The sequence below is a fragment of the Amycolatopsis speibonae genome, assembly GCF_042647925.1.
Classification (GTDB): domain Bacteria; phylum Actinomycetota; class Actinomycetes; order Mycobacteriales; family Pseudonocardiaceae; genus Amycolatopsis; species Amycolatopsis speibonae.
In genome coordinates, this window is the sequence record NZ_JBHRWK010000161.1 from 1 (window position 1) to 26425 (window position 26425).

General features: G+C 69.4%; 25 protein-coding genes and 1 pseudogene. 12 read left to right on the forward strand and 14 right to left on the reverse strand.

What is annotated here, in order from left to right; translation table 11 throughout:
- Positions 1-220 precede the first annotated feature (220 nt).
- Complete coding sequence (locus tag ACFOSH_RS43715; protein ID WP_378247670.1) at positions 221-2563, reverse strand: FtsK/SpoIIIE family DNA translocase; 2343 nt, start codon at positions 2561-2563, stop codon at positions 221-223.
- Between ACFOSH_RS43715 and ACFOSH_RS43720 the strand changes: the two genes are divergently transcribed.
- From ACFOSH_RS43720 to ACFOSH_RS43750, 7 genes are all read left to right on the forward strand, one after another.
- Positions 2553-2747, forward strand: a complete 195-nt coding sequence (locus ACFOSH_RS43720; RefSeq protein WP_378247672.1) for a hypothetical protein — start codon at positions 2553-2555, stop codon at positions 2745-2747. The genes ACFOSH_RS43715 and ACFOSH_RS43720 overlap by 11 nt on opposite strands.
- Positions 2748-2861: 114 nt before the next feature.
- Positions 2862-3671, forward strand: coding sequence for a lysophospholipid acyltransferase family protein (locus ACFOSH_RS43725; protein ID WP_378247674.1), 810 nt, complete (start codon positions 2862-2864; stop codon positions 3669-3671).
- Between the two features lie 48 nt (positions 3672-3719).
- Positions 3720-4334, forward strand: coding sequence for an NAD(P)H:quinone oxidoreductase (gene wrbA, locus ACFOSH_RS43730; RefSeq protein WP_378247676.1), 615 nt, complete (start codon positions 3720-3722; stop codon positions 4332-4334).
- A gap of 70 nt (positions 4335-4404) precedes the next feature.
- The gene (locus ACFOSH_RS43735) at positions 4405-4710 is read left to right on the forward strand and encodes a hypothetical protein (protein ID WP_378247678.1); all 306 of its coding nucleotides are present in this window, start codon (positions 4405-4407) and stop codon (positions 4708-4710) included.
- The gene (locus ACFOSH_RS43740) at positions 4710-6245 is read left to right on the forward strand and encodes an alpha/beta hydrolase (protein WP_378247680.1); all 1536 of its coding nucleotides are present in this window, start codon (positions 4710-4712) and stop codon (positions 6243-6245) included. Before ACFOSH_RS43735 ends, ACFOSH_RS43740 begins: the two co-directional genes overlap by 1 nt.
- 68 nt (positions 6246-6313) lie before the next feature.
- Complete coding sequence (locus ACFOSH_RS43745; RefSeq protein ID WP_378247682.1) at positions 6314-6862, forward strand: hypothetical protein; 549 nt, start codon at positions 6314-6316, stop codon at positions 6860-6862.
- A 330-nt stretch (positions 6863-7192) separates the two neighbouring features.
- A complete protein-coding gene (locus tag ACFOSH_RS43750) occupies positions 7193-8164 on the forward strand; it encodes an EamA family transporter (RefSeq protein WP_378247684.1) in 972 nt (323 codons plus the stop codon).
- On the opposite strand, the gene ACFOSH_RS43755 is transcribed toward ACFOSH_RS43750, so the two are convergent.
- On the reverse strand, positions 8141-8752 hold the full coding sequence (locus ACFOSH_RS43755; protein ID WP_378247686.1) for a DUF305 domain-containing protein: 612 nt from the start codon (positions 8750-8752) through the stop codon (positions 8141-8143). The two genes, ACFOSH_RS43750 and ACFOSH_RS43755, sit on opposite strands and share 24 nt — an antisense overlap.
- Before the next feature lie 153 nt (positions 8753-8905).
- Here ACFOSH_RS43755 and ACFOSH_RS43760 point away from each other — a divergent pair, with 153 nt between their 5' ends.
- Positions 8906-10327: an amino acid permease gene (locus tag ACFOSH_RS43760; protein WP_378247688.1), complete on the forward strand. Its 1422-nt coding sequence runs from the start codon at positions 8906-8908 to the stop codon at positions 10325-10327.
- On the opposite strand, the gene ACFOSH_RS43765 is transcribed toward ACFOSH_RS43760, so the two are convergent.
- The 7 genes from ACFOSH_RS43765 to thyX form a co-directional block, all read right to left on the reverse strand.
- Positions 10257-11831 carry a VWA domain-containing protein gene (locus ACFOSH_RS43765; protein WP_378247690.1) on the reverse strand — a complete coding sequence of 525 codons (1575 nt, stop codon included), beginning with the start codon at positions 11829-11831 and terminating at the stop codon, positions 10257-10259. The two genes, ACFOSH_RS43760 and ACFOSH_RS43765, sit on opposite strands and share 71 nt — an antisense overlap.
- A 273-nt stretch (positions 11832-12104) precedes the next feature.
- Entirely contained in the window at positions 12105-12887 is a 783-nt protein-coding gene (locus ACFOSH_RS43770; RefSeq protein WP_378247692.1) for a pentapeptide repeat-containing protein, read from the reverse strand.
- Between the two features lie 185 nt (positions 12888-13072).
- Positions 13073-14761 carry a ribonuclease J gene (locus ACFOSH_RS43775; RefSeq protein ID WP_378247771.1) on the reverse strand — a complete coding sequence of 563 codons (1689 nt, stop codon included), beginning with the start codon at positions 14759-14761 and terminating at the stop codon, positions 13073-13075.
- A 5-nt stretch (positions 14762-14766) separates the two neighbouring features.
- Positions 14767-15780 carry a 4-hydroxy-tetrahydrodipicolinate synthase gene (gene dapA, locus ACFOSH_RS43780; protein ID WP_378247694.1) on the reverse strand — a complete coding sequence of 338 codons (1014 nt, stop codon included), beginning with the start codon at positions 15778-15780 and terminating at the stop codon, positions 14767-14769.
- 110 nt (positions 15781-15890) lie between these two features.
- A complete protein-coding gene (locus ACFOSH_RS43785) occupies positions 15891-17396 on the reverse strand; it encodes a serine/threonine-protein kinase (RefSeq protein ID WP_378247696.1) in 1506 nt (501 codons plus the stop codon).
- 82 nt (positions 17397-17478) lie between these two features.
- Positions 17479-17871, reverse strand: a complete 393-nt coding sequence (locus ACFOSH_RS43790) for an ACT domain-containing protein (RefSeq protein ID WP_378247698.1) — start codon at positions 17869-17871, stop codon at positions 17479-17481.
- Positions 17871-18623: an FAD-dependent thymidylate synthase gene (gene thyX / locus ACFOSH_RS43795; protein ID WP_378247700.1), complete on the reverse strand. Its 753-nt coding sequence runs from the start codon at positions 18621-18623 to the stop codon at positions 17871-17873. Before thyX ends, ACFOSH_RS43790 begins: the two co-directional genes overlap by 1 nt.
- A gap of 133 nt (positions 18624-18756) precedes the next feature.
- On the opposite strand from thyX, the gene ACFOSH_RS43800 reads away from it, so the two are divergent.
- On the forward strand, positions 18757-19287 hold the full coding sequence (locus ACFOSH_RS43800; protein ID WP_378247702.1) for a toxin-antitoxin system HicB family antitoxin: 531 nt from the start codon (positions 18757-18759) through the stop codon (positions 19285-19287).
- 10 nt (positions 19288-19297) lie between these two features.
- Complete coding sequence (locus ACFOSH_RS43805; protein ID WP_378247704.1) at positions 19298-20206, forward strand: DUF4097 family beta strand repeat-containing protein; 909 nt, start codon at positions 19298-19300, stop codon at positions 20204-20206.
- A gap of 564 nt (positions 20207-20770) precedes the next feature.
- Here the strand turns inward: ACFOSH_RS43805 and ACFOSH_RS43810 are convergent.
- Positions 20771-21991 carry a winged helix-turn-helix domain-containing protein gene (locus tag ACFOSH_RS43810; RefSeq protein ID WP_378247706.1) on the reverse strand — a complete coding sequence of 407 codons (1221 nt, stop codon included), beginning with the start codon at positions 21989-21991 and terminating at the stop codon, positions 20771-20773.
- A 59-nt stretch (positions 21992-22050) separates the two neighbouring features.
- Here ACFOSH_RS43810 and ACFOSH_RS43815 point away from each other — a divergent pair, with 59 nt between their 5' ends.
- Positions 22051-22611, forward strand: a complete 561-nt coding sequence (locus tag ACFOSH_RS43815; protein ID WP_378247708.1) for a GNAT family N-acetyltransferase — start codon at positions 22051-22053, stop codon at positions 22609-22611.
- 66 nt (positions 22612-22677) lie between these two features.
- On the opposite strand, the pseudogene ACFOSH_RS43820 reads toward ACFOSH_RS43815, so the two are convergent.
- Positions 22678-22911 (reverse strand): annotated as a pseudogene (locus ACFOSH_RS43820) (GtrA family protein); the annotation flags it as partial.
- A 323-nt stretch (positions 22912-23234) separates the two neighbouring features.
- On the opposite strand from ACFOSH_RS43820, the gene ACFOSH_RS43825 reads away from it, so the two are divergent.
- Positions 23235-23756 carry a YqaA family protein gene (locus ACFOSH_RS43825; RefSeq protein ID WP_378247710.1) on the forward strand — a complete coding sequence of 174 codons (522 nt, stop codon included), beginning with the start codon at positions 23235-23237 and terminating at the stop codon, positions 23754-23756.
- A gap of 68 nt (positions 23757-23824) precedes the next feature.
- On the opposite strand, the gene ACFOSH_RS43830 is transcribed toward ACFOSH_RS43825, so the two are convergent.
- The 3 genes from ACFOSH_RS43830 to ACFOSH_RS43840 are packed head-to-tail and all read right to left on the reverse strand — an operon-like array spanning position 23825 to position 26375.
- Positions 23825-24271, reverse strand: a complete 447-nt coding sequence (locus ACFOSH_RS43830) for a tetratricopeptide repeat protein (RefSeq protein ID WP_378247712.1) — start codon at positions 24269-24271, stop codon at positions 23825-23827.
- Positions 24268-25014, reverse strand: coding sequence for a 4-hydroxy-tetrahydrodipicolinate reductase (dapB, locus tag ACFOSH_RS43835; RefSeq protein ID WP_378247714.1), 747 nt, complete (start codon positions 25012-25014; stop codon positions 24268-24270). The genes ACFOSH_RS43830 and dapB overlap by 4 nt, the downstream gene beginning before the upstream one ends.
- The gene (locus ACFOSH_RS43840) at positions 25011-26375 is read right to left on the reverse strand and encodes a M16 family metallopeptidase (protein ID WP_378247716.1); all 1365 of its coding nucleotides are present in this window, start codon (positions 26373-26375) and stop codon (positions 25011-25013) included. Before ACFOSH_RS43840 ends, dapB begins: the two co-directional genes overlap by 4 nt.
- Between the last annotated feature and the right edge of the window lie 50 nt (positions 26376-26425).

A 26425-nucleotide genomic window follows, 5' to 3' on the forward strand; every position in this document is an offset into this window, starting at 1 on the left:
CACCGGATGCGACGACCGGTGATCCACCACACCCACCCACCAAACACATGATCAACAAACACCATCAAGACCATCCAACAAACACGCCGGTGGATCCAGGCTCAACGTCTCTATTTCCACACACCCGTCACCCTGAGTGATCTCTCACGCTCTCGCCGGCCACAACGACCCGACACCTTTGCCCGGCCCGTCGATAACCGTCATTAACACTCACGAGGCGTCAGTCGTCGGAAACGTCCCCACCGTTCGCGTCCCCGCCACCGCGGATCATGAACAGCACCGACTCCAGCTCCTCCGGCTTGATCAGCACGTCCCGCGCCTTCGAGCCCTCCGAAGGACCGACGACGCCCCGGCTCTCCAGCAGGTCCATCAGGCGTCCGGCCTTGGCGAAGCCGACCCTCAGCTTCCGCTGCAGCATCGACGTCGAGCCGAACTGCGAGGTGACGATCAGCTCGGCGGCCTGCAGCAGGACGTCGAGGTCGTCGCCGATGTCGGAGTCGATCTCCTTCTTCTCGCCCGCCTTCGCCGCGGTGACGCCGTCCTGGTAGTCCGGCTGCGCCTGCTCCTTCGCGAAGTTCACCACGGCGGCGATCTCTTCGTCGCCGACGAAGGCGCCCTGGATACGGACCGGTTTCCCGGCGCCCATCGGCAGGTACAGGGCGTCACCCATACCGATGAGCTTCTCCGCGCCCGGCTGGTCGAGGATGACCCGCGAGTCGGTGAGCGAGGAGGTCGCGAACGCCAGCCTCGACGGCACGTTGGTCTTGATCAGGCCGGTGACGACGTCGACCGACGGGCGCTGGGTCGCCAGGACCAGGTGGATCCCGGCGGCACGCGCCTTCTGGGTGATCCGGACGATCGCGTCCTCGACGTCACGCGGGGCGGTCATCATCAGGTCGGCGAGCTCGTCGACGATCGCCATGATGTACGGGTACGGCGCGTACACGCGCTCGCTGCCCGGCGGCGCGGTGATCTCGCCCGAGCGCACCTTCTTGTTGTAGTCGTCGATGTGCCGGACCTTGTTGACCTGCATGTCCTGATAGCGCTGCTCCATCTCCTCCACCAGCCAGGCCAGCGCGGCGGCGGCCTTCTTCGGCTGGGTGATGATGGGCGTGATCAGGTGCGGGATGCCCTCGTACGGGGTCAGCTCGACCATCTTCGGGTCGATCAGGATCATCCGGCACTCGTCCGGCGTCGCCCGCGCGAGCAGCGACACCAGCATCGAGTTCACGAAGCTCGACTTACCGGAACCGGTGGACCCCGCCACCAGCAGGTGCGGCATCTTCGTCAGGTTCGCGGTGACGAAATGGCCTTCGATGTCCTTGCCGAGCCCGATGACCATCGGGTGGTTGTCCTTGACCGTGGACGGCGCGCGCAGCACGTCGCCGAGGCGCACCATCTCGCGGTCGGAGTTCGGCACCTCGATGCCGACCGCGGATTTGCCGGGGATCGGCGCCAGCAGCCGGACATTGTCGGTAGCCACCGCGTAGGCGATGTTCTTGGTCAGCGCGGTGATCTTCTCGACCTTCACACCGGGGCCGAGTTCGACCTCGTACCGGGTGACGGTCGGGCCCCGCGTGAAGCCGGTGACCTGCGCGTCGACGTTGAACTGCTCCAGCACGCCGGTGATCGCCTCGATCATGGCGTCGTTGGCCTTGCTGCGGGACTTCGGCGCTTCGCCGAGCTTCAGCAGATCCGGCGGCGGCAGCTTGTAGTCGCCCTCGACGGTCCTGGTGACCGCCAGCGGCGCCTCAGCCTTCTTCGGCTTCTTCTCCTCGACAGCGTTTTTGGATGAACTCTGCGGGGCGGGCTTCGGCGGGCGCAGCGGCGTCGGCACTTCGGCCAAAGCCGCCTCGATGTCGAGCTGCTCGCCCTCTTGGTCACCCGAGGCCTGACGGCGCCGCGACGGCTTCCGCAGGCGCACCGCCTTCGGGTCGGCTTCGGTGACGGCGTCGCGTTCGTCGTGGATGGCCTGGCGCTCGGCCTCGGCCTCTTCGATCTCTTCGGGGTCGAGACCCCAGTTGCGCAGCCGGTGCGGGATCTCGCGGACCGGGGTGCCGGTGAACACGAGCGTGCCGAACAGCAGCGCCAGCACCAGCAGCGGCACGGCGACCCACGTCGTGACGCCCATGGTCAGCAGGCCGCCGGAGAACGCGCCGATCACCCCGCCGGCGTACATCCGGCCGTCGTTGGTCTCGGGCAGCGCGGTGAAGATGTGCAGCATGCCGAGCACGGCCAGGATGACCAGGATGGTGCCGATGACCATCCGCGGCCGGGCCTCCGGCACCGGTTCCGAGCGCATCAGCGCGACGGCGACGACGCTGAGCACCAGCGGCAACGTCACCGCCCCCGCACCCAGCAGCGAGCGGGTGCCGACCTCCACCCAGCCGCCGATCGGGCCCGCGGCCCGCCACCAGACGCCGAACGCGATCACCAGCGCCAGCGCGATCAGGCCGAGCGCGAGACCGTCGCGGCGGTGTTCGGGTTCGAGTTCGCGGCCGCGGCCCACCGTCCGCGCCAGGGTGCCGAGGCCCTTCGCGAGCAGGTTCCAGATGCCGCGCACGCCCTTGGAGAACGTGCCGGACGACTTCTTCCGGGGTGCCGGACGCCGTGGAGCGGGCTTCCTCGCAGCCGTTGACCTGGGCTTCGCCGGGGTACGCGGCTTTCGCGCCGGCCCCTTGCTGCCGCCGCTTCGCGCCGTACTCCGCTTCCTGGTCGTCGACCCGCTAGCCATGTCTCCACGGTAACCGCCTCGACCCTCCAGCCCCGGCTGCCACTCGGAGCACATGCGGAACATTCGTCTCAGGTCACAGCTTGAGCGGCCATCCGGGTGAAAAGCGGTTCATGACATGCTCTGCCCCATGTTCGCGCTGCATCAGGATGAAAATTCGGCTCGCCGCGCCCCAGCGATCTGGCGCACGATGCTGAACATCGACCGGGGGCTGGTCAACTTCGTCGGCAAACTCACCGTGACCGGCGGTGTGCCGGCGGAACTGCGCCGGAAGCCCTTGCTCATGACGGCCAACCACATCGGCGTGTTCGACGCGTTCGTGCTGATGGCGGCCTGTAAACGGATCGGCATCAACCCGCGGTTCATGCTGGCGGGCGGCATCCTCGACGCGCCGGTCATCGGCCCCGCGCTGCGGGTCAGCGGCCACCTTCGGGTCGACCGCAAGGAGTCTTCGACCGCCATCGGCCAGTTCGCCGAAGCCGCCGAGGCGCTGCGGACCACCCATGACCCGCTGATCGTCTATCCCGAGGGCCGGATCAGCCACGATCCCGGACTGTGGCCGGAGCGGGGCAAGACCGGCGCCGCGCGGCTCGCGCTGGCGGCCGGGGTACCGGTGATCCCGATCAGCCAATGGGGCGCGCACGAGGCCGTGTACTGGGGGACGGAGACCGTCAACGGACCCGCCGACCTGCTGCCGCTCGCCAAGTCCGGGCTGAGCGCGCCCATGCGGCGGCCGCGGTTCCAAGTGCACTTCGGCGACCCGGTGGACCTGTCGGAGGTCGAGCCGGAGCGGCCGGGCGCCGGGGTCCGCGCGCACGCCAAGATCATGCAGGCGATCACCGACGGCATGGTCCCGTTGCGCCGCGGCGAGCTGGACAAGCCGCGGTTCCACGACCCGACGCGGCCGACGGACACGGTCAGTCCCTGGAAGAAGTACTGAGTCCCGGATCATGGGACGGGTGTTCACGCTCGCCTAAGGTCGGCGGACGTGAGCACCCGCATCCTCGTCGTCTACTACAGCGCGACAGGCAACACCGCGAAACTGGCGTCGGCGCTGGCCGAAGGCGCGCGTGAGGCCGAAGCCGACGTCCGTGTCCGCACGGTTCCCGAAACCGCGCCGCCCGGCGCGGTGGCGAGCAATCCGCGCTGGCAGGCGTGGGTGGACGCGGGGCCGCACCACGAGACGGCGACGCTCGAAGACCTGGAGTGGGCCGACGGTTTCGCGGCCGGGAGCCCGACCCGCTTCGGTGGCCCCGCCGCCCAGCTGAAGTCCTTTTTGGACAGTACCGGCGGCCTGTGGGCCAAGGGAAAGCTGGCGAACAAGGTCGCGACGTCGTTCACCACCGCGTCCACCGCGCACGGCGGTCTCGAAGCGACGCTGCTGGCGACGAACAACATCTTCTACCACTGGGGCGCCATCGTCCTGCCGCTCGGCTACACCGACCCCCGGTTGCTCGAATCGGGCAATCCGTACGGCGGCTCGTTCGTCTCGCGCAAATCCGCCGAACCCGACGAGCTCGCCCTGGACGCGCTCCGGCTGCAGGGGCGGCGGCTCGCCACCGTGTCGCGCTATATCGCCGACGGCCTTTTCAAGGACGGGTGACGGGAACCGCACGGCCGTCCCCCGCGTCGTAGAGTGGTCACACAGCGTCACTCCACGGGGAGGAAGCGGGATGGCCGGCGGGTACGAGGTGGTCCTGGAAGCGATCGGCTCCGCGTCAAGCGCGGCGAAACGGGCTTCGGACGACGTCGGGCAAGTGGACCTCGCGGTCACGCTCGCCGGCGTCGCGGCTGGTTTGCCGGGTGGCGTGTCCGGCGAAGCGGCCCGGCTGCTCGCGGACGCCTGGGGCCGTGCGGTGCCGGGCTGGGCCGCGAACACCTCGGACTACGCCGAGCGGCTCGGCGAAGCGGCCGTCCGCTACCGCTCGAACGAGCAGGAGGCGTCGAGGGACCTGCGCGCCGCCGGGACGCCGGTCTGATGCTCACCTGGGGTGACGTGCGCCGGTGGGATCCGGCCGCGATCGGCCGGGTCGCCGACGCGCTCAACGACGGCTGCTCCCGGATCATCGCCGCGAACGACGACGTCGAAGCCATGGCCCGTTTCACGGGCTGGGCGGGTGACGCCGCCACCGCCGCCTCGACACGGGGCGAATCGCTGACCTCCACCCTGGAACAGCTCGTCGCCGAGGCGTCCGCTGTCCGGCGGGGCGCGCACGAGGTGCAGATCGCGCTGGACCGGATCGTCGCGTTCGTGCGGGAGACCGACGAGCTCGCTTCGCGGCACGGCCTTCTCATCAGCGCCGGGGGTGATATCCGGCCATCCGGTCCCGTTCTGCCCGACCAGCCGCGTGTGACGGCGGAACTCGCCGACCGGGTCGAACAGATCCTGCGCCGCGCGACCGACGTCGACGCCGATTTCGCCGCCATCATGCGTCGGGCCCTCCGCGGCGAGATCACCGAACAGGGCGGCAGCACGCTCGCCCAGGCGGCGGACGCCGGAGCCGCGCAAAGCGGCCTGTCGATCATCGGCCCGCCGGAGAACGGCTCCCCCGGTGACAACAAGGCCTGGTGGGCCAGCCTGTCGGATACGGCGAAAGTCGCCCTGCTGCAAGGGAATCCGGGTCTCGTCGGCAACCTCGACGGCATCCCGGCGACCGACCGCGACGCCGCCAACCGCGCCGTCCTCGCCCGCGAGATCGCACGGCTGCAGGGTGATCCCAAACTCAAGGGCTTGGAAGCCATCCGTGACCGGCTCGAACGCACGGGACCCCAGGCGTTCCTGCTGGGGCTGGACACCGGCGGCGACGGGAAGGCGATCGTTTCCGCGGGCAATCCCGACACGGCGGCGAACGTCGCGACGTACGTGCCGGGGACCGGTTCGGAACTGTCGAAGATCGGCGGCGATCTCAACCGTTCCGACAAGATGTGGGCCGCGGCGACGACCTCGGGCTCCCCGTCGACCGCCGTCATCACCTGGCTCGGCTACGACGCGCCGAACGAGATCACCGACGCCGCGAAGGACAAGTACGCCGACGGCGGCAAGGCCGCGCTCGCCGGATTCCAAGACGGGCTGCGGGAAACACACCAAGGACCGCCTTCGCACAACACCGTGATGGGCCACAGTTATGGCACCACCGTCGTCGGCCACGCGGCCCGCGACGGCGGCCTCGCCGCGGACGAACTCGTCTTCGTGGCGAGCCCCGGCGTCGGCGCGCACGACGTGAGCCAGTTGCACCTCGATGGAGTGGATCAGGGCGAGACCGGCGAGCATGTGCACTCGACCGTGGCCGAACACGACGTGATCAACCTGGCCAATGTCGAGATCGCCGGGTACGACCCGATCCTCGGCCAGGACCCGACCGACAAGGACTTCGGCGGGCAGGTGTTCACCTCGGCGCCGGGCACGGACGGGTGGGGCGGATACAGCACTGAAGCGCACAGCGAATACTGGGAAGACAACAACCCTTCGCTGAACAATCTCGGCCAGATCATCGCCGGGAAACCGACGACGTGAATCGCCGGGCACTTCCCTCGATCCTCGTCCTGCTGATGCTCTCGGCGGCCTGTTCCTCTGGAGACGACATGAAAGCGACGATCACCGAACAGCAGGCTCGCGACAAGGTCGAGCAGTACATCCAGGGTGCGCTGTCGGCGCTGCCCGCCGCAGCCGAGCTGAAGCCGTTCACCCGCAACCGTTCGGAGTGCACGGACCCGACCGACAAAGGCCCGCAGGGCCGGTTCGAGATCTCCGCGACCTACGAGATCACCGGCTTGGATCCAGCCCACTTCCCCGAGAATTTCACTGCTGTCATCCAATGGTGGGAGTCGCACGCGTTCAAGGTCCTCACCGACTCCCGGCCGACGGATCAGTACGTCTTCGCGCGCAACACCGGCGACGCCTTCGACATGTCGATCAAGGCGAACGATCTCGGCAAGTTCTATGTCGGCGCGACCTCACCCTGCGTCTGGCCGAACGGCACTCCTGAACCCCAAGCTCTCGAAGCCACCGAAGCCGAGCAGCCGGTCGCCGCTCCCCCGGAACCGGCCCCGGCGCCCAAGCCGCGTCGCGCTCCCGTCGACGACGAGGACTTCGCCCAGACCGACTGGACCGACGGCGGCACCTCCTACTGACGCGGGGTTCCGGACCGCGCCCCTCACTTGGGTCGTGAGTGGTAAGTGCCGTTAGAACGGCACTTACCACTCACGACCACCCCGACCCACCACACGTCCCGCGCCCTTATCGCCTGAAGCCCCCTTTACTACCGTCAGGGCGGGGCGGGGAAGGAGGCCCTCACGGACAGGCCGCCTCCAGACCGCGCCCCTCACCGTGGTCGTGAGTGGCAAGTCGCGTTCTAACGACACTTGCCACTCACGACCACCCCGACCCACCCCGACCTGCACCGAGCCCAGCCGCTGGGAAAACGGGTCGCCCCGCCCGCACCCGACCTCTACCCTCCGGCCGTGACCGCCGAACTCGCCGCCGCCCCCACTCCGCACGTCGCGCATCGCGGCCGGGGCATCACGCTCATCCTGCTCGCCGCGCTCTTCTTCGGGACCTCCGGCGTACTGGGCAAACCGGCGATGCAGGCGGGCCTGTCACCCGAGCAGGTCGCGGCGATCCGCATCGGGCTGTCGGCGATCGTGCTGCTCGCGCTGGTCGCGGTCTTCCGCCCGAAACTCCTGAGGGTGACGAAGCGCGAGTGGCCGCTGCTCCTGGCGTACGGCTCGCTCGGCGTGGCCGGCGTCCAGCTCATGTACTTCCTCGCGGCGGGCCGGATCCCGGTCGGGATCGCGATCCTGCTCGAGTTCACCTCGCCGGTGCTGATCGCGCTGTGGGTGCGGTTCGTGCGGCGGGTGCACCTGCCGCGGGCGATGTGGGCGGGGATCGCGCTGGCGATGGCGGGGCTCATGCTGGTCGCGCAGGTCTGGGAGGGCCTCAGCCTGGACGTCGTCGGGTTGCTCGCCGGGCTGGGCGCGGCGGTCTGTTCGGCGGGGTACTTCCTGCTCGGCGAGCGCGGCGTCGCGGACCGGGATCCGCTCGGCATGGTCACCTGGGGGATGACGATCGGCGCGGTCCTGGTCTGCGCGGTCGCCCCGCCGTGGACGATTCCGTGGAGTGTCCTCGGCAAGGCGACGTCGTTCGGGCCGTGGCAGCCGCCGGTGTGGTCGCTGCTGGTCGCGCTGGTGCTGATCGCGACAGTCATCGCGTACGCGACGGGCATGGCGGCGCTGCGTCATCTCCCCGCCTCGGTGGCGAGCGTCGTGGGACTGGTCGAGCCGTTGATCGCGGCGGCCGCGGCCTGGCTGCTGCTGGGTGAGGCGCTCAGCTGGATTCAAGCCGCTGGCGCGGTGGTGCTGCTGACCGGCGCGTACATCGTCCAGTTGACCACGAACGTGGTCCAGACGGACTCAACCGTTCTGGAAGCCCCGTAGGTCGCCGATCTCCTGCTGCTGCGAACGCGACGTCGTCGCGGCGAGATCGCGGGCGTCGGGGTTGCGGCCGTGCTGCGTCTCGGCGTCGGCGATGCGGACTCCCGCCTCGCGCTGGCGAAGCAGCCGTGTGACGAACTGGCGGTCGAAGTCCTTTCCGGACAGTCCCGCCAGTCCCGCCATGTCGTCCGGGCCGATGTACCCGTCGTGCTGGACGTGTTCGATGTTCGGGTCGTCCGGCGCGGGCTGGCCCCACGACTCGATGAGCCCGGAAAGCCGCGCGATCTCCGGCTCGTGCGTGTCGATGATCCGCTTCGCGAGCGCCTTCAGTTGCTCGTTCGCCGCCCGGGTTTCCGCCAGGGAAGCCAGATCCACACCCTGCTGGTGGTGCGCGAGAGCCTGCCGCGCGAACGTGAGATCGGCGTCGTTGAACGGAACGGCCGCCTGCTGCGCCACGGGCGACGACCCGGGAGGCGGCGTCTGCGACCGGGGTGCCGCGTCCGAGCAGCCCGCGAGCACGACGGCGGCCAGGGCGGTGGCCAGGGCGGTGGCCAGGGCGACGGGCAGGGATCGGAGGACGGCGTGCGGCATCGAAGAGCTCCTCGGAACGCGCGGTGGAGGGACCTAGGTTGGCAGAGTCCACTTCGGCCTGTTCACCGGGGGTTGCGCAAACACTTTTCCTCTCGCACTTGCGGTGGGACAATCCCGCGATTCACCGCCACCGGCGACAGGAGGTAACCGCGAATGAGCGCAGAAACCACTCCCGACCGGACCACCGAACGGGCGGGCCTTCGCCCGGACCTGCGACAACGCCACGTCCGGATGATCGCGCTCGGCGGGATCATCGGGGCGAGCCTGTTCATCGGCAGCGGCGCGGTCATCCACACCGTCGGCCCGGCGGCCGTCCTCTCCTACGCCATCGGCGGCCTGATCGTCGTGCTGGTGATGCGGATGCTCGGCGAAATGGCGACGGCCGCGCCGTCACAGGGTTCCTTCATGGAATACGCGCGGACTTCGCTCGGCGGCTGGGCGGGTTTCACCGTCGGCTGGTTGTACTGGTACTTCTGGGTCGGCGTGGTCGCTTTCGAGGCCGTCGCCGGGGCGAAGATCCTCCAGACCTGGATTCCCGTTGTGCCGCAATGGATCTTCTCGCTGATCTTGATGCTGTTGCTGACCGCGACCAACCTCGCCTCGGCCCGTTCGTTCGGAGAGACGGAGTTCTGGCTCGCCTCGGTCAAGATCGCCACGATCGTGGTGTTCCTCGTGGTGGGCGTCCTGTTCGTACTCGGGGCCTGGCCAGGAGGATCGTTCTCGGTCGGCAACATCGCGCAGGACGGCTTCCTGGTCAACGGCCCGTTCTCGGTGGTGCACGGCGTGGTTATCGTGATCTTCTCCTACTTCGGCGCGGAGATCGTCACCATCGCCGCCGCCGAATCACGGGAGCCCGAAACGGCCGTGCGCAAGGCGACCTCGTCGATCGTCTGGCGGGTCATCGTGTTCTACGTCGGATCCGTGACGCTGCTGGTGATGATCACGAGCTGGCGGGACATCCCGACGACGACGAGCCCGTACGCCGCCGCGTTCGGCCGGTTCGGCATCCCCGCCGCCGAGACGATCGTCAGCGCGGTGGTGCTGACGGCCGTGCTTTCGGTGCTGAATTCGGGGCTGTACACCGCTTCCCGCATGCTGTTCGCGTTGCACGGCAACGGCTGGGCACCGAAGTGGATCGCGGACACGAACCGGCGCGGCGTGCCGTGGAAGGCGATCCTGGTGTCCACTTCGGTCGGTTACGTCGCCGTGGTGATGAACTTCGTGTCACCGGACAAGATCTTCTACTTCATCATCAACTCCGCCGGCGCGGTCGCGTTGTTCGTCTACGCGATCATCGCAGGCTCGCAGCTGCGGATGCGGCGCCGCCTGGAGGCAGAGGCACCGGAGCGGCTGAAGCTGCGAATGTGGGGCTACCCCTGGCTGAGCTGGCTCACCCTCGCCGGGACGCTGGCCGTGGTCGCGTCGATGCTGTTCGTGGACGCGGACACGCGGGTCCAGCTGTACCTGAGCCTGATCAGCCTGGCGGTGATCCTCGGCGTCTACTTCATCCAGCGCCGGCGATCCGGCCGAGAGCACCGTAAAACACCTCTCCGATCTTCGCGGGATCGCGGCTGAGGAAGGCCTGGCCGCCGACGGGCGCGACGAGCTGCGCGAGCTCGGTCTCGTCGGCGTCCGGGCCGATCCCGATGGCGATCAACGGCACCGGACGATCCGGGTCACGCAGCTTTCCCAGCTCCGCCATCAGGTTCTCGCGGCTGATGCCGCCGGGGTCGGTGTTGCGGCCGTCGGTCATCACGGTGACCAGGTTCAGTTTCCCCGGCTCCCATTCCTTGCGCGCCAGCCGATAGATGTCGAGGACACTGTCGTAGAGCCCGGTCTGCCCGTCCGGGACGGCCCGCACCGCGCGCAACCGGTCCACCGCGGCCAGCTGCCGCCCGACCGGCGCCATCGGCAGGATCTCCCGGTAGTCGCGCTCACCGTCCATCTTGGTCGCGAAGGCCAGGAAACGGACCTGTGACGTGGATTTGAACAAATGCAGCGCGTTCTCCACCGCTTCCAGCGTGATCCGCAGGCGGGACTTGCCGGTACCCGGGACAGGCGCGCTCATCGAACCGGAAACGTCGATGAGCACCTGGACCCGGGCGCTCACGTTCACCCCGGCCCACTGGCTGAGCACTTTGTCGACTTCGGCGGCGGCCGGGATCTCGGCGCTGCGCTGCCCTTCCGCCGCGACGCGTTGATCGGTTTCGGTCAGGCGCAACGCCTGTCCGCCCGAGGCGCGGAGGCCCGCCTGCGGGCCGGTCGCGGAACCGTAGAGCAGGGCCCGCTTCAGTTCCGCGACGGCTCTGCCCTGCCGCTCGTTCGCGCCCGCGATCTCGACGAACGGGTAGTCGAGCGACAGCGACGCGGGTGAGTACGCGGCCACCAGCGCCGCCTCCCCCTCGGCGAGCGCGGAATTGTGCCGCAGCACGGCGTTCTCCGACGCCGGGAACACCGTCGGCGAACCCGCCGTCGTGTCGGACGTGGTGGTGGAGAACTTCCGGAGCAAGGCCATGTACGCGGCGGCGGGATCCGAGGCGTCCTTCGCGACATCGCGGAGCGCCAGCAGCGCGGAAACACCGACGGGGTCGCGCACGGGATCCGGCATTCCGGCGACGATTCCCGGGCTGCCGAGCACTTCCGGCCAGGTCAGCGGCTTGCGGGGCCAGCCGAGCTCTTTCGCGACCGGTTCCGCGACCGCGAGCACCACCGGTGAACTGGCCACCGACGGCCCGGAGGCCGGAACCCCGTCGGCGCGCCGCAGGAACAGCGTCGAGGACGGGATCCAGGCTTGAGGCCGGGGCGCCGTTCCGGACAGCTCTTCCGCCATCTGGAGGGATTCCCTGGGCTGGACGTCGAAAGCGACACAGGCGAGTGCGAGGTCGCGAGCGGTCTGGGTGACGGCGGGGGCGATGTCGGGCGACGCGGCGACGACCACTCGCGCGGGCTCGCATCCGGGGTCGGACCGCGCCAGGGCCACGGCCGCCCAAGTGGCCGCGCCGAGCACGGCCGCCAGCGCGAGCGCCATCAGGGGGAGCAGCATCCGTCTTCGGGTCCGGGCGGTGGTGTGGCGTCCCATCGACTCTCCCGGCCTGGGGTTCGAGGAGCGTCCGAGGGTACGCCGCCCGCACCCCTAGGGGAAGGCTGCGACTTTCGTCGTAGGCGAACCCTACCGAGGCGGGAGGTGCCCGAGAGCGCGTCACGGAACACTTGTCCCGTAAGGAAAACACTCGAAACCGGGGGAATCCGTGATGAACCGGCCCACTCGTGCGGAACAGCGCAAAGCCCGCAACGCCCTCTTCGGTCAGGCGCTCACGATCGCCTTCGCCCTGCTGATAGCGGCCGCCACCCGCTAGTCCTTGCGCGGCACGAGCCGCCCCTGTGCGACCGGCGAAGCCACCCAGACACGCCAGGGATACGGCCACGAGTGCTCCTCGTCCGGCCGGTCCACCCGCGCGTCGGCGAAGTCCACGCGGTCCTCGAACTCGGCCCCGGCGAAGGTGGTCGTCCCGGCGAACATCGCGCCGCGGAAACTGGCGAACCGGGGGAAGACCGCCTCGCGGAAGTCGGTGGCGCCGGTGAAATACGCCCGGTCGAAGTTCGCGAAGCGCGAAAACCGGGCACCCCGGAAGTTCCCGTCGGCGATCACGCCGTCCCGGAAGTCGGCGCCGCTGAGGTCACAGTCCGCGAAATCCGGCTCGACGAGCACCGCGTCTTGAAGGTCGAACTCCTCGGCTTCCCGGATTTCGACGCCGCCGGAGCGCCGGAGATACCGGGTGAGCAGGCCCTGTGCGGCGAGCCTGATCTGGAACTCTTCCTCGTCCTCGACGGGGAAATGAAAGGGCTTGCGCAAGTACGCGCACGCCAGCTCGATGACGTCTTCGCTCGCGTTGGGGTCTTCCCGCCCGTAGCGCTCCAGGTCCGCGAAGCTCGCGAGGCGCTCTGCGGCGTCCTCGCTGTCCATCTTCTCGACGACGCGCTCCCAGCGATCCCGCCGCAGCCCGACGGCGAGTTGCTCGGGCCTCAGCTTCCGGTCGCGGCGAGCACCCTCGATGAACGTCCGCCCCAGGTAGACCGCGCCCACCCCGAGCGCGACACCCGCCAGCGCCGCCAGTACCTGCAACCCCACCATCATGCGGTGATTATCTCTGAAGTACGTGGTGGCCCCCTTCACTGCGCCTAGCGCAGTGAAGGGGGCCACCACGTACTTGGAGAGGTGTGAAGGTCGAGTTCCCTCGGCTGAGCCGAGGGAAGGAGTCCTTCACGCGCAACCGCTGCGACTGCTGGTGCACCTGTGACGATCCGCAAGTCCGTAAAGGCCTAGACGGGGATGACCGTCGGCACGATCATCGGGCGGCGCCGGTAGGTGTCGGCGACCCAGCGGCCGACGACGCGGCGCACGGCCTGGGCGATGCGGTGCGTGTCGGTGATGCCCTCGGCCTCGGTCCTGGCCAGTTCCATCTCCACCATCGGGAGCACGGCGTCGAGCGCCTTCGGGTCGTCGGAGAACCCTCGCCCGGACACGGTCGGGCGCGTCACCGCGCGGCCGGTGCTGGTGTCGACGGCGACCGTGATGGCGATGAACCCGCCCTCGCCGAGCACGAGCCTGTCGGACAGGGTCGACTCGCCGACGTCGCCGACCGAGAGGCCGTCGACGTACACGTGCCCGACCTCGACCCGGCCGGTCCGCGAAGCCTTGCCGTCGACGAGGTCGACCACGACACCGTCTTCGGCGATGACCACGTTCTCCGGCGCGACACCGGTGCGCACGGCCAGTTCACCGTTGGCGCGCAGGTGCTTCCACTCGCCGTGCACCGGCATGACGTTGCTGGGGCGCACCGCGTTGTACAGGTACAGCAGCTCGCCCGCCGACGCGTGCCCGGACACGTGCACCTTGGCGTTGCCCTGGTGCACGACGTTCGCGCCGAGCCGGGTGAGGCCGTTGACGACGCCGAAGACCGCGGTCTCGTTGCCCGGGATCATCGAGCTGGCCAGCACGACGGTGTCGCCCGCGCGGATCGAGATCTGCCGGTGCTCGCCGCGCGCCATCCGCGACAGCGCCGACAGCGGCTCGCCCTGCGAACCGGTCGAGACGAACAGCACCTTGCTCTCGGGCAGGTCGCTGGCCTGGTCGAGGTTGACCAGCAGGCCGTCGGGCACGTTCAGCAGGCCGAGGTCGGCGGCGATGCCCATGTTCCGGACCATCGAGCGGCCGACGAACGCGACCCGGCGCCCGTGCCGCACGGCGGCGTCGAGCACCTGCTGCACGCGGTGCACGTGACTCGCGAAACAGGCCACGATGACCCGCTGGCCGACCTTGCGGACGACGTCGTCGAGCACCGGGCCGATGTCGCGCTCCGGCATGACGAACCCGGGCACCTCGGCGTTGGTCGAGTCGACGCAGAACAGGTCCACGCCCTCGTCGCCGAGCCGGGAGAACCCGGCGAGGTCGGTCAGCCTGCCGTCGAGCGGGAGCTGGTCGAGCTTGATGTCACCGGTGTGCAGCACGACACCCGCGGGCGTGCGGATGGCCACCGCGAGCGCGTCCGGGATCGAGTGGTTGACCGCGAAGAACTCCAGGTCGAACGCACCGACCTTGCGGCGCTCGCCCTCGCGGACCTCGATCAGGTTCGGCCGCTGACGGTGCTCCTTGGCCTTGGCCGCGAGCAGCGCGTTCGTGAACCGGGATCCGTAGATCTTCAGATCGGGGAAGAGCCGCAGCAGGAACGGGACGGCACCGATGTGGTCCTCGTGCCCGTGGGTGAGGACTAGGCCGTCGATGTCTTCGAGGCGGTCTTCGATCGCGCGGAAGTCGGGCAGGATCAGGTCGACGCCGGGCTGGTCGTCTTCGGGGAAGAGGACACCGCAGTCGACGATCAGCAGACGGCCGCCGAATTCGAAGACGGTCATGTTGCGGCCGACTTCGCCGATCCCGCCGAGTGCCACGACGCGCAAGGCGCCTTCGGGCAGCGCCGGCGGCGGGGTGGTCGGTCCGGGTCCGGTTGACAATGAACTCACCGAGGCATGGTCCCTACGCTGGTGTGTGAGGTCGGCGCCGTATAGGCCGCCGCTGAATCTGCTTGTGCCACTCGTGCACCATGCCAGTCACTGGCGGCGCTTTCGCCGAGCGGCACGCCCCCCTGGGCGAGATCGGCGGAAATCGCCTGGAGCTGCTCGTCACTCGCGGCCACGATGGGCAGCCGCGGGTCACCGATGTCGAAGCCGCGCAGCCGCAGGGCCGCCTTCGAGAACGCGACACCGCCGACGCGGGACATCGCCCGCAGGACCGGCAGCATGCCGCGGTGGTTGGTGCGCGCGGTGGAGGTGTCGCCGGACTCGTAGGCGTCCATCATGCCGCGGATCCGGCCGGCCACGACGTGCCCGATCACGCTGACCACGCCCGCGCCGCCGACGGCGACCCACGGCAGGTTGAGACCGTCGTCACCGGAGTAGTAGGCGAGCTGCGAGTTGGCGATGACCTCGGAGCCGGCGATCAGGTCGCCCTTGGCGTCCTTGACCGCGAGGATGCGCGGGTGCTCGGCGAGCCGCAGCAGCGTGTCGACCTCGATGGGCACGATCGAGCGCGGCGGGATGTCGTAGAGCATGACCGGCAGGCCGGTGGCGTCGGCGACGGTGGTGAAGTGCGCGTAGAGCCCGGCCTGGCTGGGCCGCGAGTAGTAGGGCGTGACGACGAGGACACCATGGGCGCCCGCCGCTTCGGCCTGCTTCGCCTGCTCGATGCTGTGCGCGGTGTTGTTCGTGCCCGCCCCGGCGACGATCGTCGCACGATCACCGACGGCTTCGACGACGGCGCGGACCAGCTCGGCCTTCTCGGCGTCGGTCGTGGTGGGGCTCTCCCCGGTCGTGCCGTTCACGACGAGACCGTCGTTGCCCAGTTCCACGAGGTGTTCGGCCAGCTCCTGCGCCCGCTTCAGGTCCAGCGCGCCGTCGGCGTCGAAGGGGGTGGCCATCGCGGTGAGCACGCGCCCGAACGGTCTTCCCGGCGCTGCGGTGGGTGGAGTGGACATGGTGTGAAGGTACCTCCTGCGGCGCCGAACCCCTCGCCGACGTGGTCGTTCCCTACGAATGCGGGAGATTTTCCGCGATCAAGGCGAACTCGGCGCAAACTCTCTGTGAGCTATTTGACCTTCGTGGTGATCTGGGAGGTGAGCTGCCCGCCGTCGGTCTTGGCCAGCAGGCACAGATACTCGCGCGAGTAGTCGTGGTCTTCCTCGCCCAGCGGCCGGTTCCACTCGGCCTCGGTCGGGACGACGGCCCGCCAGTAGAGCCCGCTCCGCTGCTGCGCGGGCACCGCGTCCGAGTTGAAGGTCGCCGAACAGACCGCTTCGGCGATCCGGTTCACGACTTCCGCGCCGGGGTACGCGACGACCGTGGCCTCCTTGTCGCTCGCCGATTCGACGCCGAGCAGTTCACCCTTCGCGTAGACCTCGACCAGGTGGTTCTTGGCGCAGTTGCCGCTGGTCTCGCTGTTCATCGTGGTGTTGTCCGCGAGAGGGACGTTGTAGCAGTCCCCCGACAGGTCGATCTTGAGCTGGCCGTTGATGCCGTAGGTCAGCGTGGGCTGCGCCTGGTTGTTGCCCTCCGGCGCGGCCATCCAGCGGCCCAGGAAGATCCCGCCGACCAGGGCGCCGATCACGGCGACCGCGGCCAGGCTCAGCCACAGTGGACGGAGGTTGCGTTTGGCGGGGGCGGGCGCGAGCCGGGTCATCGGCTGGCCGGGCGGCATCATCGCCGTACCGCCCGAGGGCGGGGTGGGCTGGGCCTGGACGCCTTGTGCCGCCGAGAGCAGGCTGCGCACCTGGTCGTACGACATGCGCGCTTCGGGCTTGGCGACCAGGAGACCGAGGATCGCGGCGGCCAGCGGGCCCTGGATCCGGGTCAGGTACGGCGCCTCGGTCATGATCGCGTGCAGTGTCGCCGCGGTGGTCGAGCGTTCGAACGCGACGATGCCTTCGGCGGCGAAGAACAGCGTCGTGCCCAGCGACCAGAGGTCGGATTCGGGCATCGCGTCGCGGCCTTCGACCCGCTCCGGCGCCATGAACGCGGGCGAGCCGACGATCATGCCGCTGGTGGTGAGGCGCGGGTCGTCGGCGGCGTGCGCGATGCCGAAGTCGGTGAGCTTCACCCGGCCGTCCGGCGCGACCATGATGTTCGCCGGTTTGACGTCGCGGTGGACGATCCCGGCGGCGTGCGCGGCCCGCAGCGCGGACAGCACCCGCTCCCCCACCACCGCGATCTGCTGGGCGGGCAAGGGTCCCCGCTCGCGCACGAGATCAGCCAGCGTCGGCGCCTCGACCAGCTCCATCACGATGTACGTCGCGCCGTTTTCGGTGACGACGTCGTACACGGTGACCACGGCCGGGTCGTTGAGACGCCCGGCGGAGCGGACCTCGCGCAGCATTCGCTCCGAAAGCACCGAGGCGTCCTCGGGAGCGTTCGGGAACTTCAGTTCCTTGATCGCCACCTGACGGCCGATCACCTGGTCCTGCGCGCGCCAGACGATGCCCATCCCGCCGCGGCCGAGCTCGCCCAGCAGGGCGTATCGGCCGGCGACGATCCGCGTGCCGGCGGCCTGATACGTCTGCTGGGGCGGCCCGTACGGACGGGTCTGTTCGTCGGTCAAGGTTCGATGCTCCTTCGGTTCGCACAGGATGCCAACTCGGACCCGTTCGCGCCCCGAAAGGTTCCTTCTCCGAGCTGATGGATCAGACCGTGACCTCGTGCCCGGATTCCCGGAGCGCCTTCACCGCGCGCTCCAGCTCGGAACCCCGGACCAGCACGTGGTCGGTGTCGAAAGTGGACATCGAGAACAGCGCCACCCCGGCGGCGGCCAGCTCGCTCGACAGCGCCGCGATGACGCCGGTCAGCGTGAAGGCCAGCGGCCCGCGGACCGACAGCAGCCGCCAGCCGTCCTCGACCGTGGCCTCGGCAGGGGCGAGGCCCGCCGGGCAGATCACCGACAGCTCCTCGGGCGTCCGCGTGATGGAGATCAGCACGGGCTCGCCGGGGTCGAGCAGGTTCGCCGGAACCGGCGCGTCCGGGGCCAGGCGGGCGACCGCGTACTCGCCTGGCCGGACGTCGATCGCGAGACGCCGCATCAGCCCTCGAGAACCTTCGGGCTGGACGCGACCTCGGTGCCGTCGGGCAGCGCGGAGATGGTGAAGTCCGCGAACACGTTGCCGGAGGCCTTCTGCAGCTCGCGCAGGCAGTCGATGGCCAGGCCGCGGATCTCGACGTCGGCGTGCTCGGTGGCGCGCATCGCGATGAAATGCCGCCAGGCGCGGTAGTTGCCGGTGACCACGATGCGGGTCTCGGTCGCGTTCGGCAGCACGGCGCGGGCGGCCTGGCGGGCCTGCTTGCGGCGCAGGGTCGCGCTCGGCACGTCGGCGAACTTCTCCTCCAGCCCGGCGAGCAGCTCGGTGTAGGCGTCGACGGCGGCCTGGGAGGCGGCGAGGAACTTCGCGTGCAGCTCCGGGTCCTGCGCGATGACGTCGGGCTCGACGAACGCGGCGTCGCGCTCCGGGACGTAGCGCTGCGAGAGCTGCGAGTAGGAGAAGTGACGGTGACGGATCAGCTCGTGCGTCAGCGACCGGGAGATCCCGGTGATGTAGAAGCTGACGGAGCCGTGCTCCAGCACCGACAGGTGGCCGACGTCGATGATGTGCTCGAGGTAGCCGGCGTTGGTGGCCGTCTTCGGGTTCGGCTTCTTCCAGGACTGGTAGCAGGCCCGGCCCGCGAATTCGGCCAGCGCCTCACCACCGTCGGCATCGGTCGACCACGGTACGTCCGACGGCGGGAAGAACTCCGTCTTCGCGATCAGCTGAACCTTGGGTGACACGGTCTCGGCCACGTTCGCACTCCCTTTCGACCCCTGCTCCACGACTCCGGGCAGCGTAACCGCAGCGGTCTCTGACACCCCGCCGACATCACGGTGACGTCATGACCTCCTTGACTGACGTCAGGAATGACGTCATAGTGGTGTCATGGATCTGACGCCGTACATCACAAGCCTTCGCGAGGACCTCGCGAACACGGCTTCGGCCGGCGACGAGCAGACGCGGCGCGCTGCCGCGCTGCTGTCGTCGGCGCTGGAGCCGGCCGCCCGACTGACCATCATGAACGCCCTCGCCGACCTGGCCGCCGAAGTGACTTCGGCGCTGCCCGGACATGTCGTCGACGTCCGTCTCGACGGCCGCGACGTGCGCGTCGTCGTCACCGGCTCCGGCTCCGCGGAGGGCGCCGAGCGGTCCGCACCCCGCCACGAGCCGCCGCGGGAAGCCCCGCGCGCGCCCAAGGTGGACACGGGCGACATCACGCGGATCACGCTGCGCCTGTTCGAGCAGGTCAAGGGCCAGGCCGAGGCCGCGGCCGCCTCTCAGGGCGTCTCGCTGAACACGTTCGTCTCGCAGGCCGTCCAGGGGGCGCTGGGCAAGAGCGGGAGCGAGCACTGGCAGTACAAGCAGAAGCCGGGCGGCGGTGCCGGTTCGCACCTGCACGGCTGGGTCCAGGGCTGAGGGGACGAAGATGACCGAGGAAAGCATTCCCGCCGGTGAAGAGACCGTGCGCGTCGAAGACTTCGAGGCCGAGGGCCCGATCGAGATCGACGTGAGCGTGGCCATCGGCCGGGTGACCATCGAACTGACCGGCGAGAGCGGTGTCCACGCCGAGGTCCGCCGGGACGGCGGCGAGCAGCAGCCGTGGGTCGACGGGATGACGAGCCTGCTGAGCTGGGTCGGGGAACGCTTCGGCGACCAGCTGGGCGGATCGCCGGGGAACCCGGTGAGCGACGCCGTGGCGCAGACGCGGATCGAGAAGGTGGGCAACCGGCTGGTCGTCCAGGCGCCCAAGGCCTGGCAGCTGAAGAACGTCCCGCTCGCCGTGACCGTGCGGGCGCCCGCCGGTTCGCATCTGGAGGTGCGGGCCGGGGCGGCCGACGTCACGGTGAGCGGATCCGCCGGGCGGGCCGACCTCCTCACCGGCTCGGGCAAGATCTGCCTGGAGCGGGCCGACGGTTCGGCGATCGTCCGCACCGGCACCGGCGACATCAAACTCGGGCCGACACTGTCCGGTCTGCAGCTGCGCACCGGCAGCGGCTCCGTCGAAGCGGCTTCGGTGAGCGGTTCGGCCACGGTCGCGACCGGCACGGGTGACGTCTGGCTCGGCGAGATCGCGGGCGAGGTCCTGGCGCGCACCGGCTCGGGCGACCTCTCGGTGGCCGACGCCGCCTCCGGGTCGCTGGAGCTGACCACCGGATCGGGCGAGGTCCGGGTCGGGATCCGCGGCGGGGTTCAGGCGGAGATCGACCTCTCGTCGACGACCGGGGCCGTGTCCAGCGAGCTGGATGTCGTCGAGACCGCTCCTGCCGAAGTCTCGCTGAAGGTGCGGGCGCGTACCGGCACCGGCGACGCGAAGGTGACCAGCGCGGCCCGGTGAGCCGCGGACTGCAGGGGGATCGAGGGACCTTTGCTCTCACTTTTCCACGGGGGTGGGAGCGAAGGTCCCTCGCTTCAGTTCAGGTGCTCGCGGACGGCCGGGTGCCGATGATCCCCGTGTGCGGATCGACCCGCACCAGGCCTGACCTTCCCGGCCCTGCGGGCCAGGAACGCGTCCCGGGCGGCGGGGTACAGGTCGAAGTCGTCGTCGAGGAACAGGACCCGGCCGCATGCGGCCATGATGCCCCAGCGAGCGGCTTGACCTCGTGAGCGGTGAGGGCGGACCGGTATTCGCCTACCGACTGGGATCTGGTCTCGCCTCGATGTCGTCGCCCCAGCACTCTCCTGAATCGCCGTCTTCGCCCAGGTCAGGCGTAGGTAAGCAAGCCCGGTCCGCCCTGATCGTCCTCACCACTCACGGATCGACGGTGGAGAAATCGGGACACTCAACGTCCCGATTCCTCCACCGTGGCGAGGCCATCCACATCGAACGTGTGCGAGCGGCCTGTCGCCACCCCCGAGGGGCCTGTGGTCCCAGCTCAGCTGAGGTCCTCGTGAGTGGCTTCTAAGCCACGAGACGCGAAAGCACGGGAGCGAGATCGCCCCGCGCCCCCACCACGACCCCGTCCAGCCCCTGCCACTCCGCCATCAGCCGCAGCTCGCCCGCGAGCTCACTCGCGACCCGCGCGACGTCCACCCCAGGCTCGGTGAAGGCGCCCTGAACGCGAAGCACGCCGGCGGCACGATCGCATTTGAGGTCGACGCGGCCGACGAGTTCGCCATCGAGAAGGAACGGGAACACGTAGTACCCGTAGATCCGCTTCGGCTCGGGGACGTAGATCTCGATGCGGTAGAAGAAGTCGAAGATGCGCTCGGTGCGGGCGCGTTCCCAGATCAGCGGGTCGAACGGCGACAGCAGCGCCCGGCCGGTGACCGACCTCGGCGCCTTCGCCGCGACATGCCGGTACGCCGGGGCGGGCCAGCCGTCCACGGTCACCGCTTCCAGCACGCCCGCGTCGACCAGTTCGGCCACCGCCCGCTTGCTGACGTCGGGGCCGAGCCGGTAGTAGTCCCGCAGATCCGGTTCGGTACCGATGCCCAGCGCGACGGCCGCGCGGGTGATCAGCTCGCGGGCGCCCTCCTCCGGGCTCACTCGCAGCGACAGGATCTCGGGCGGCACGACGCGTTCGGTCAGGTCGTACAGCCGCTCGAACGACCGGCGGGTGCCGGTGGTCAGCTGGCCCATGCCGAAGAGCCACTCGCAGGCCTTCTTGACCTCCGAGCGCTCCCACCACGAGCCGGGCTTGTAGCCGCCCGAATCGCTCTCCAGCGCGCGCTCGATGCCGCCCGCGCCGATCGGCCCCTGTTCCTTGACCACGGCGAGGATGTCGTCCACCAGCTGGGGCGTCTGCTCCAGCACCCGCGCGTAGTTCGTCCACCAGCCCATGCGCTTCGCCCCGGACCGCAGCAGCGGCCAGTCCGCCACCGGCAGCAGACTCGCCTCGTGTGCCCAGGATTCGACCAGCATCCGGGGCTTGCGCGCGGAATGGGACCAGGCCGCGTCGTCCACCAGCGTGGGCTCGTACGCGCCGAGCCGGGAGAAGATCGGCATGTAGTGCGCGCGGACCGCGACGTTCACCGAATCCAGTTGCAGCAACTGGGTTCGCGACAGTACGCGCTGCAGATGCCGTCTAGTCACCGCCCCGCTCGGACGCGATTCGGCGAATCCCTGCGCGGCCAGGGCGATCCGGCGCGCGACCGGTCCGCTGATGGTCGAAGTGCTCATCATCCGCATGGTGCCATCCACCACCGACAGTTTCTGACGGCAGCAGTAGATTGCCTGCCATGGCCGCCGCCGAAGTCCGCCCAGCAGTCGTGTCCGACGCCCCCGAAATCGCCCGCATCCAGCGCGACACCTGGAAAAGCGCGTACACGGAACTGCTCGGCGAAGCGGCCGTCGCCGAGCTCGACGTCGTGGAGCTCGAAAAGACCTGGGCCGAGACGATCGAGTACCCGGGCACGCGGGTCTTCCTCGCCACCGAAGGCGAGTTCACCGTCGGTTTCTGCGTCGCCGGCCGGGCCCCGGAGAGCGAGGTGGCCACCGCCGACGGATCGCTGCCCGACGACGCTTCGACGACGGCGCTCATCGCCTCACTGCTGGTCGAGCCCCGCTGGGGGCGGCGCGGACACGCGGGACGGCTGCTGGCGAACGCGTCGGCCTGGCTGCGCGAGGACGGCGCCACCCGCGGGATCAGCTGGGTCGCGCAGACCGATCACGCGTCACTGGGGTTCTTCCGCCGCGCGGGCTGGTCCCCCGACGGGACCGTCCGCATCCTCGACACCGGAAGCACGAACGTGCGCGAAGTCCGGCTCACCGGCGGCCTCGACCTCGAGCTCACTCCCTGACTTCGCGAACACGACCCAGCGCATCACCGAGTACATGAAGACGCCTTCGCACGCCCCGGCGATGAGCCGGGAAAGGCGATAGTCGACACCCAGCGCGGCCAGTCCCGCACCGACACCGAGCAGGAACGCCACGTAGTTGACGACGATCGCGACGGCGTACAGCACCGCCTGCCTGCCGACGGGCGCGTGCGAGCGGAAGTTCATGCTGCGGTTCAGCACGAAGCTCAGCCCGAACGCCGTCGCGTACGCGAGCGTGATCGCCAGCCACACCGGCAGGCCGAGCCAGCCGCGAAGCAGCATCAGCAAGATCAGGTCGACCCCGAAGGTGAACCCGTTGATGAGCGCGAAACCGAGGAAACTCGGCGCCACCAGCCGGGAGAGCCCGAAGGGGAGGCGCCGGACCACGGCCGCGCAGAAGTCGGCGAAGCGATCCGCGAAACTCTTGCCGCGAACCGCGTCGTGCACGTCGGCCACCCGTTCAGCATGGCAGCGGCAGGTGGCCGCGAGCCGACGAGCAGGTGATCTTCTGGTGCCCGCCCGAAGCCGGTAACGGGGGCTGGCCCCAGTGCGACCCGCATTTCAGCTGATAACTTGGAGAAGACGAAGATAACGGGGAGGCAACGATGGTGGGCTGGTTGCTCCTGTCGTTCGGCATCGCCTTCGGCTCGGCGATCCTGCCCGTGGTCAGCATCGAAATGTTCCTCATCGGCCTGTGCGCGAGCCAGCCGACTTTGCCGTGGCTGCTGCTCGGCGCCATCGTCGCGGCCGGTCAGGTCGGCGGGAAGACGCTGTACTACCTCGCCGCGAAGGGCACGATCAAGCTGCCGAAACCCCTGCACGACCGACTGCACCGGGTACGGCCGCCCACCCCGCGCCGGGAACGGTGGCGGGCTCGCACCAAGAAGATGCGCGCCCGGCTCGACGCCCTTCGCGAACGCTGCCATCGGCATCCGCACTGGATGGCGGGCACATACGGGGTGAGTTCGATCGTCGGGCTTCCGCCGTACATGGCCACGAGCGTGCTCGCGGGGCTGGTGCGGATGCCGCTGGCGAGTTTCCTGGCCACCGGCTTCCTGGGCCGCTGGCTGCGGTTCAGCCTGCTGGCCGCCTCACCCGCCCTGTTCGCCGGCTGGTTCCACTACTGACCGACCCCGCAATCAGTCACCTACTTGCGGGGTTACCGGACGCAAGTAGGTGACTAATTGCGTGGGGGTCAGCGGGAAGCGGCCTCGAGTTCGACGGCCCGCCGCATCGTGGAGCGGGCCCGCTTCCGGTCCCCCGCGATCTCGTAGGCGTAAGCCAGCCGGTACCAGACGCGCCAGTTCTCCTGATCCGCCTCGACCTCGGCCCGGCGTTCGTCGAACCAGGCGTCCGCGGCGTCGCGATCAACCCGGCCCGAAGGCCGCCGGGGCAGATCGGACACGTCGGGCAGCCCGCCCTCTTCGTCCAGCCGCCGCGAAAGCCGCTGGATCTGGACGCCGGAGCGCCAGGTGGTCACGATGATCCAGATCCCGAGCAGCGGCAGCAGCAGGACACCGACACCGAAGAGCACCGGCACCGTCTCACCGGTGCCCAGCAGCGCGATCCCCCGGCCCGCCAGCAGCACGACGTAGATCGCGAGCGCCGCCGTCATCACCAGTGCGAAATTGCGGGCCCTCACAGGTCGAGGATGTTCTCGAGACCGACCGTCAGACCGGGCCGCGTGAGCACCGAGCGCACGCCGAGCAGCACCCCCGGCATGAACGACGTGCGGTGCAGCGAGTCGTGCCGGATGGTCAGGGTCTCCCCCTCGCCGCCGAACAGGATCTCCTCGTGCGCCACCAGTCCGGGCAGCCGGACCGAATGCACGCGGACGTCGTCGACGAGCGCGCCGCGAGCACCGTCCACTTCGGACGTCGTCGCGTCTTCGCCGGGCGAGAGACCGGCTTCCGCACGGGCTTCGCCGATCAGCCGCGCGGTGTGCGCGGCGGTGCCGGAGGGCGCGTCGGCCTTGCGGTTGTGGTGCAGTTCGATGACCTCGGCCGAGTTGTAGAACCGGGCCGCCTGCTGGGCGAAACGCATCGCCAGCACCGCGCCGAGAGCGAAGTTCGGCGCGATGAGCACACCGAGCGACGGGTCGGCGGCTAGCCACGAACGCAGCTTCTCCAGCCGCTCCCCGCTGAACCCGGTGGTGCCGACGACGGCGTGGATCCCGTTGGCGGTCAGGAACTCCAGGTTGTCCATCACCGCGTCGGGATGGGTGAAGTCGACGACGACCTGCGCCTGCTTGAGTGCCGAGAGGTCGTCCCCGGCGTCGAGCTCGGCGACGAGGTCCATGTCGTCGGCGCCGTTGACGGCGTTGACCACTTCCTGGCCCATCCGGCCGCGTGCGCCCAGCACACCGACGCGAATTCCAGCGGTCATGATGCGATCACCTCGTGCAGATCGTCCGGCAGGTCGTCGGCGTGAGCGTACGGCCCGACGACCGCCGCCGCCGTGACGCCACCAGGGCGGCGCAGCAGAGTGCGAGCGAGCGCACAGACCTCTTCGGTGGTGACTGCGTCGATCCGCGCCACCGTGTCGTCGACGCCGAGATAGCGGCCGTAGTTCAGTTCGTTCTTGCCGATCCGCGACATCCGCGAAGACGTGTCCTCGAGGCCGAGCACGAGCCCGCCCCGCAACTGCCCCTTCGCCCGCATGACCTCGGCTTCGCTCAGCCCGTCCTTACCGACGAGTTCGAGCACCTCGCGGATCACCCCGGCGACCTCGCCGAGCTTCTCCGGCTGGCAACCCGCGTAGACGGCCATGTGCCCGGTGTCGGCGTAGCTCGCGGCGGACGAGTACACCTGGTACGCCAGCCCGCGCTTCTCGCGGACCTCTTGGAACAGGCGTGAGCTCATCCCGCCGCCGAGCGCGGCGTTGAGCACCGACTGCGCGAACCGCCGGTCGTCGTGCCGTGACAGCGAACGCAGGCCGAGCATCACGTGCGCCTGCTCGGTGTCGTCGGTGTGCAGGGCGAGTTTCGGCGCCATCGCGATCCGCGCGCGCCCGCCACGCGGCGGTACCGGCGTCGCCGTCCCGGTCAGCCGGTTCCGCAAAGCCTTGCGCACCAAGCGAAGCACCTGGCCGTGCTCGATGTTCCCGGCGACGGCGAGCACCATCCGCGGCAGCGTGTAGCGGCGCCGGTAGAACCCGCGCAGCGCCGACGCCGACATCTCGATGATGGACTTCTCGCTGCCGAGCACCGGACGGCCCAGCGCGTGATCGCCCAGGATCGCGCCGACGAACGTCTCGTGCAGCAGGTCTTCGGGATCGTCGTCACGCATCGAGATCTCTTCGAGCACGACACTGCGTTCGGTCTCGACGTCCTTGTCCGTGCACAGCGCCTCGAACACGACGTCGGTGACGAGATCCATCGCGAGCGGCAGGTCCTCGTCGAGCACCTGCGCGTAGTAGCAGGTGTGCTCTTTCGCGGTGAACGCGTTGAACTCCCCGCCGACCGCGTCGATCTCCTCGGCGATCTGGGTGGCGTCACGGTTCGTGGTGCCCTTGAACAGCAGATGTTCGAGGTAGTGCGCCGCGCCTTCGACCGCCGACGGTTCGTCCCGCGACCCGACGCCGACCCACAGCCCGACCGTCACCGACCGGGACGCGGGCACGTGCTCGGTGATGACCCGGAGGCCACCGGCGAGGACACTGCGCTTGACCACCGCACCGTCCGAAGTGGACTCCAAAGTGCGGGTGCTGCCGATGGGCTGTTCGTGCCCGGAGATCTGACGAGCCAACGGATCCCTTACTCACATGTCATGAAAGGGTCGTTCAGGACGAAAACTGT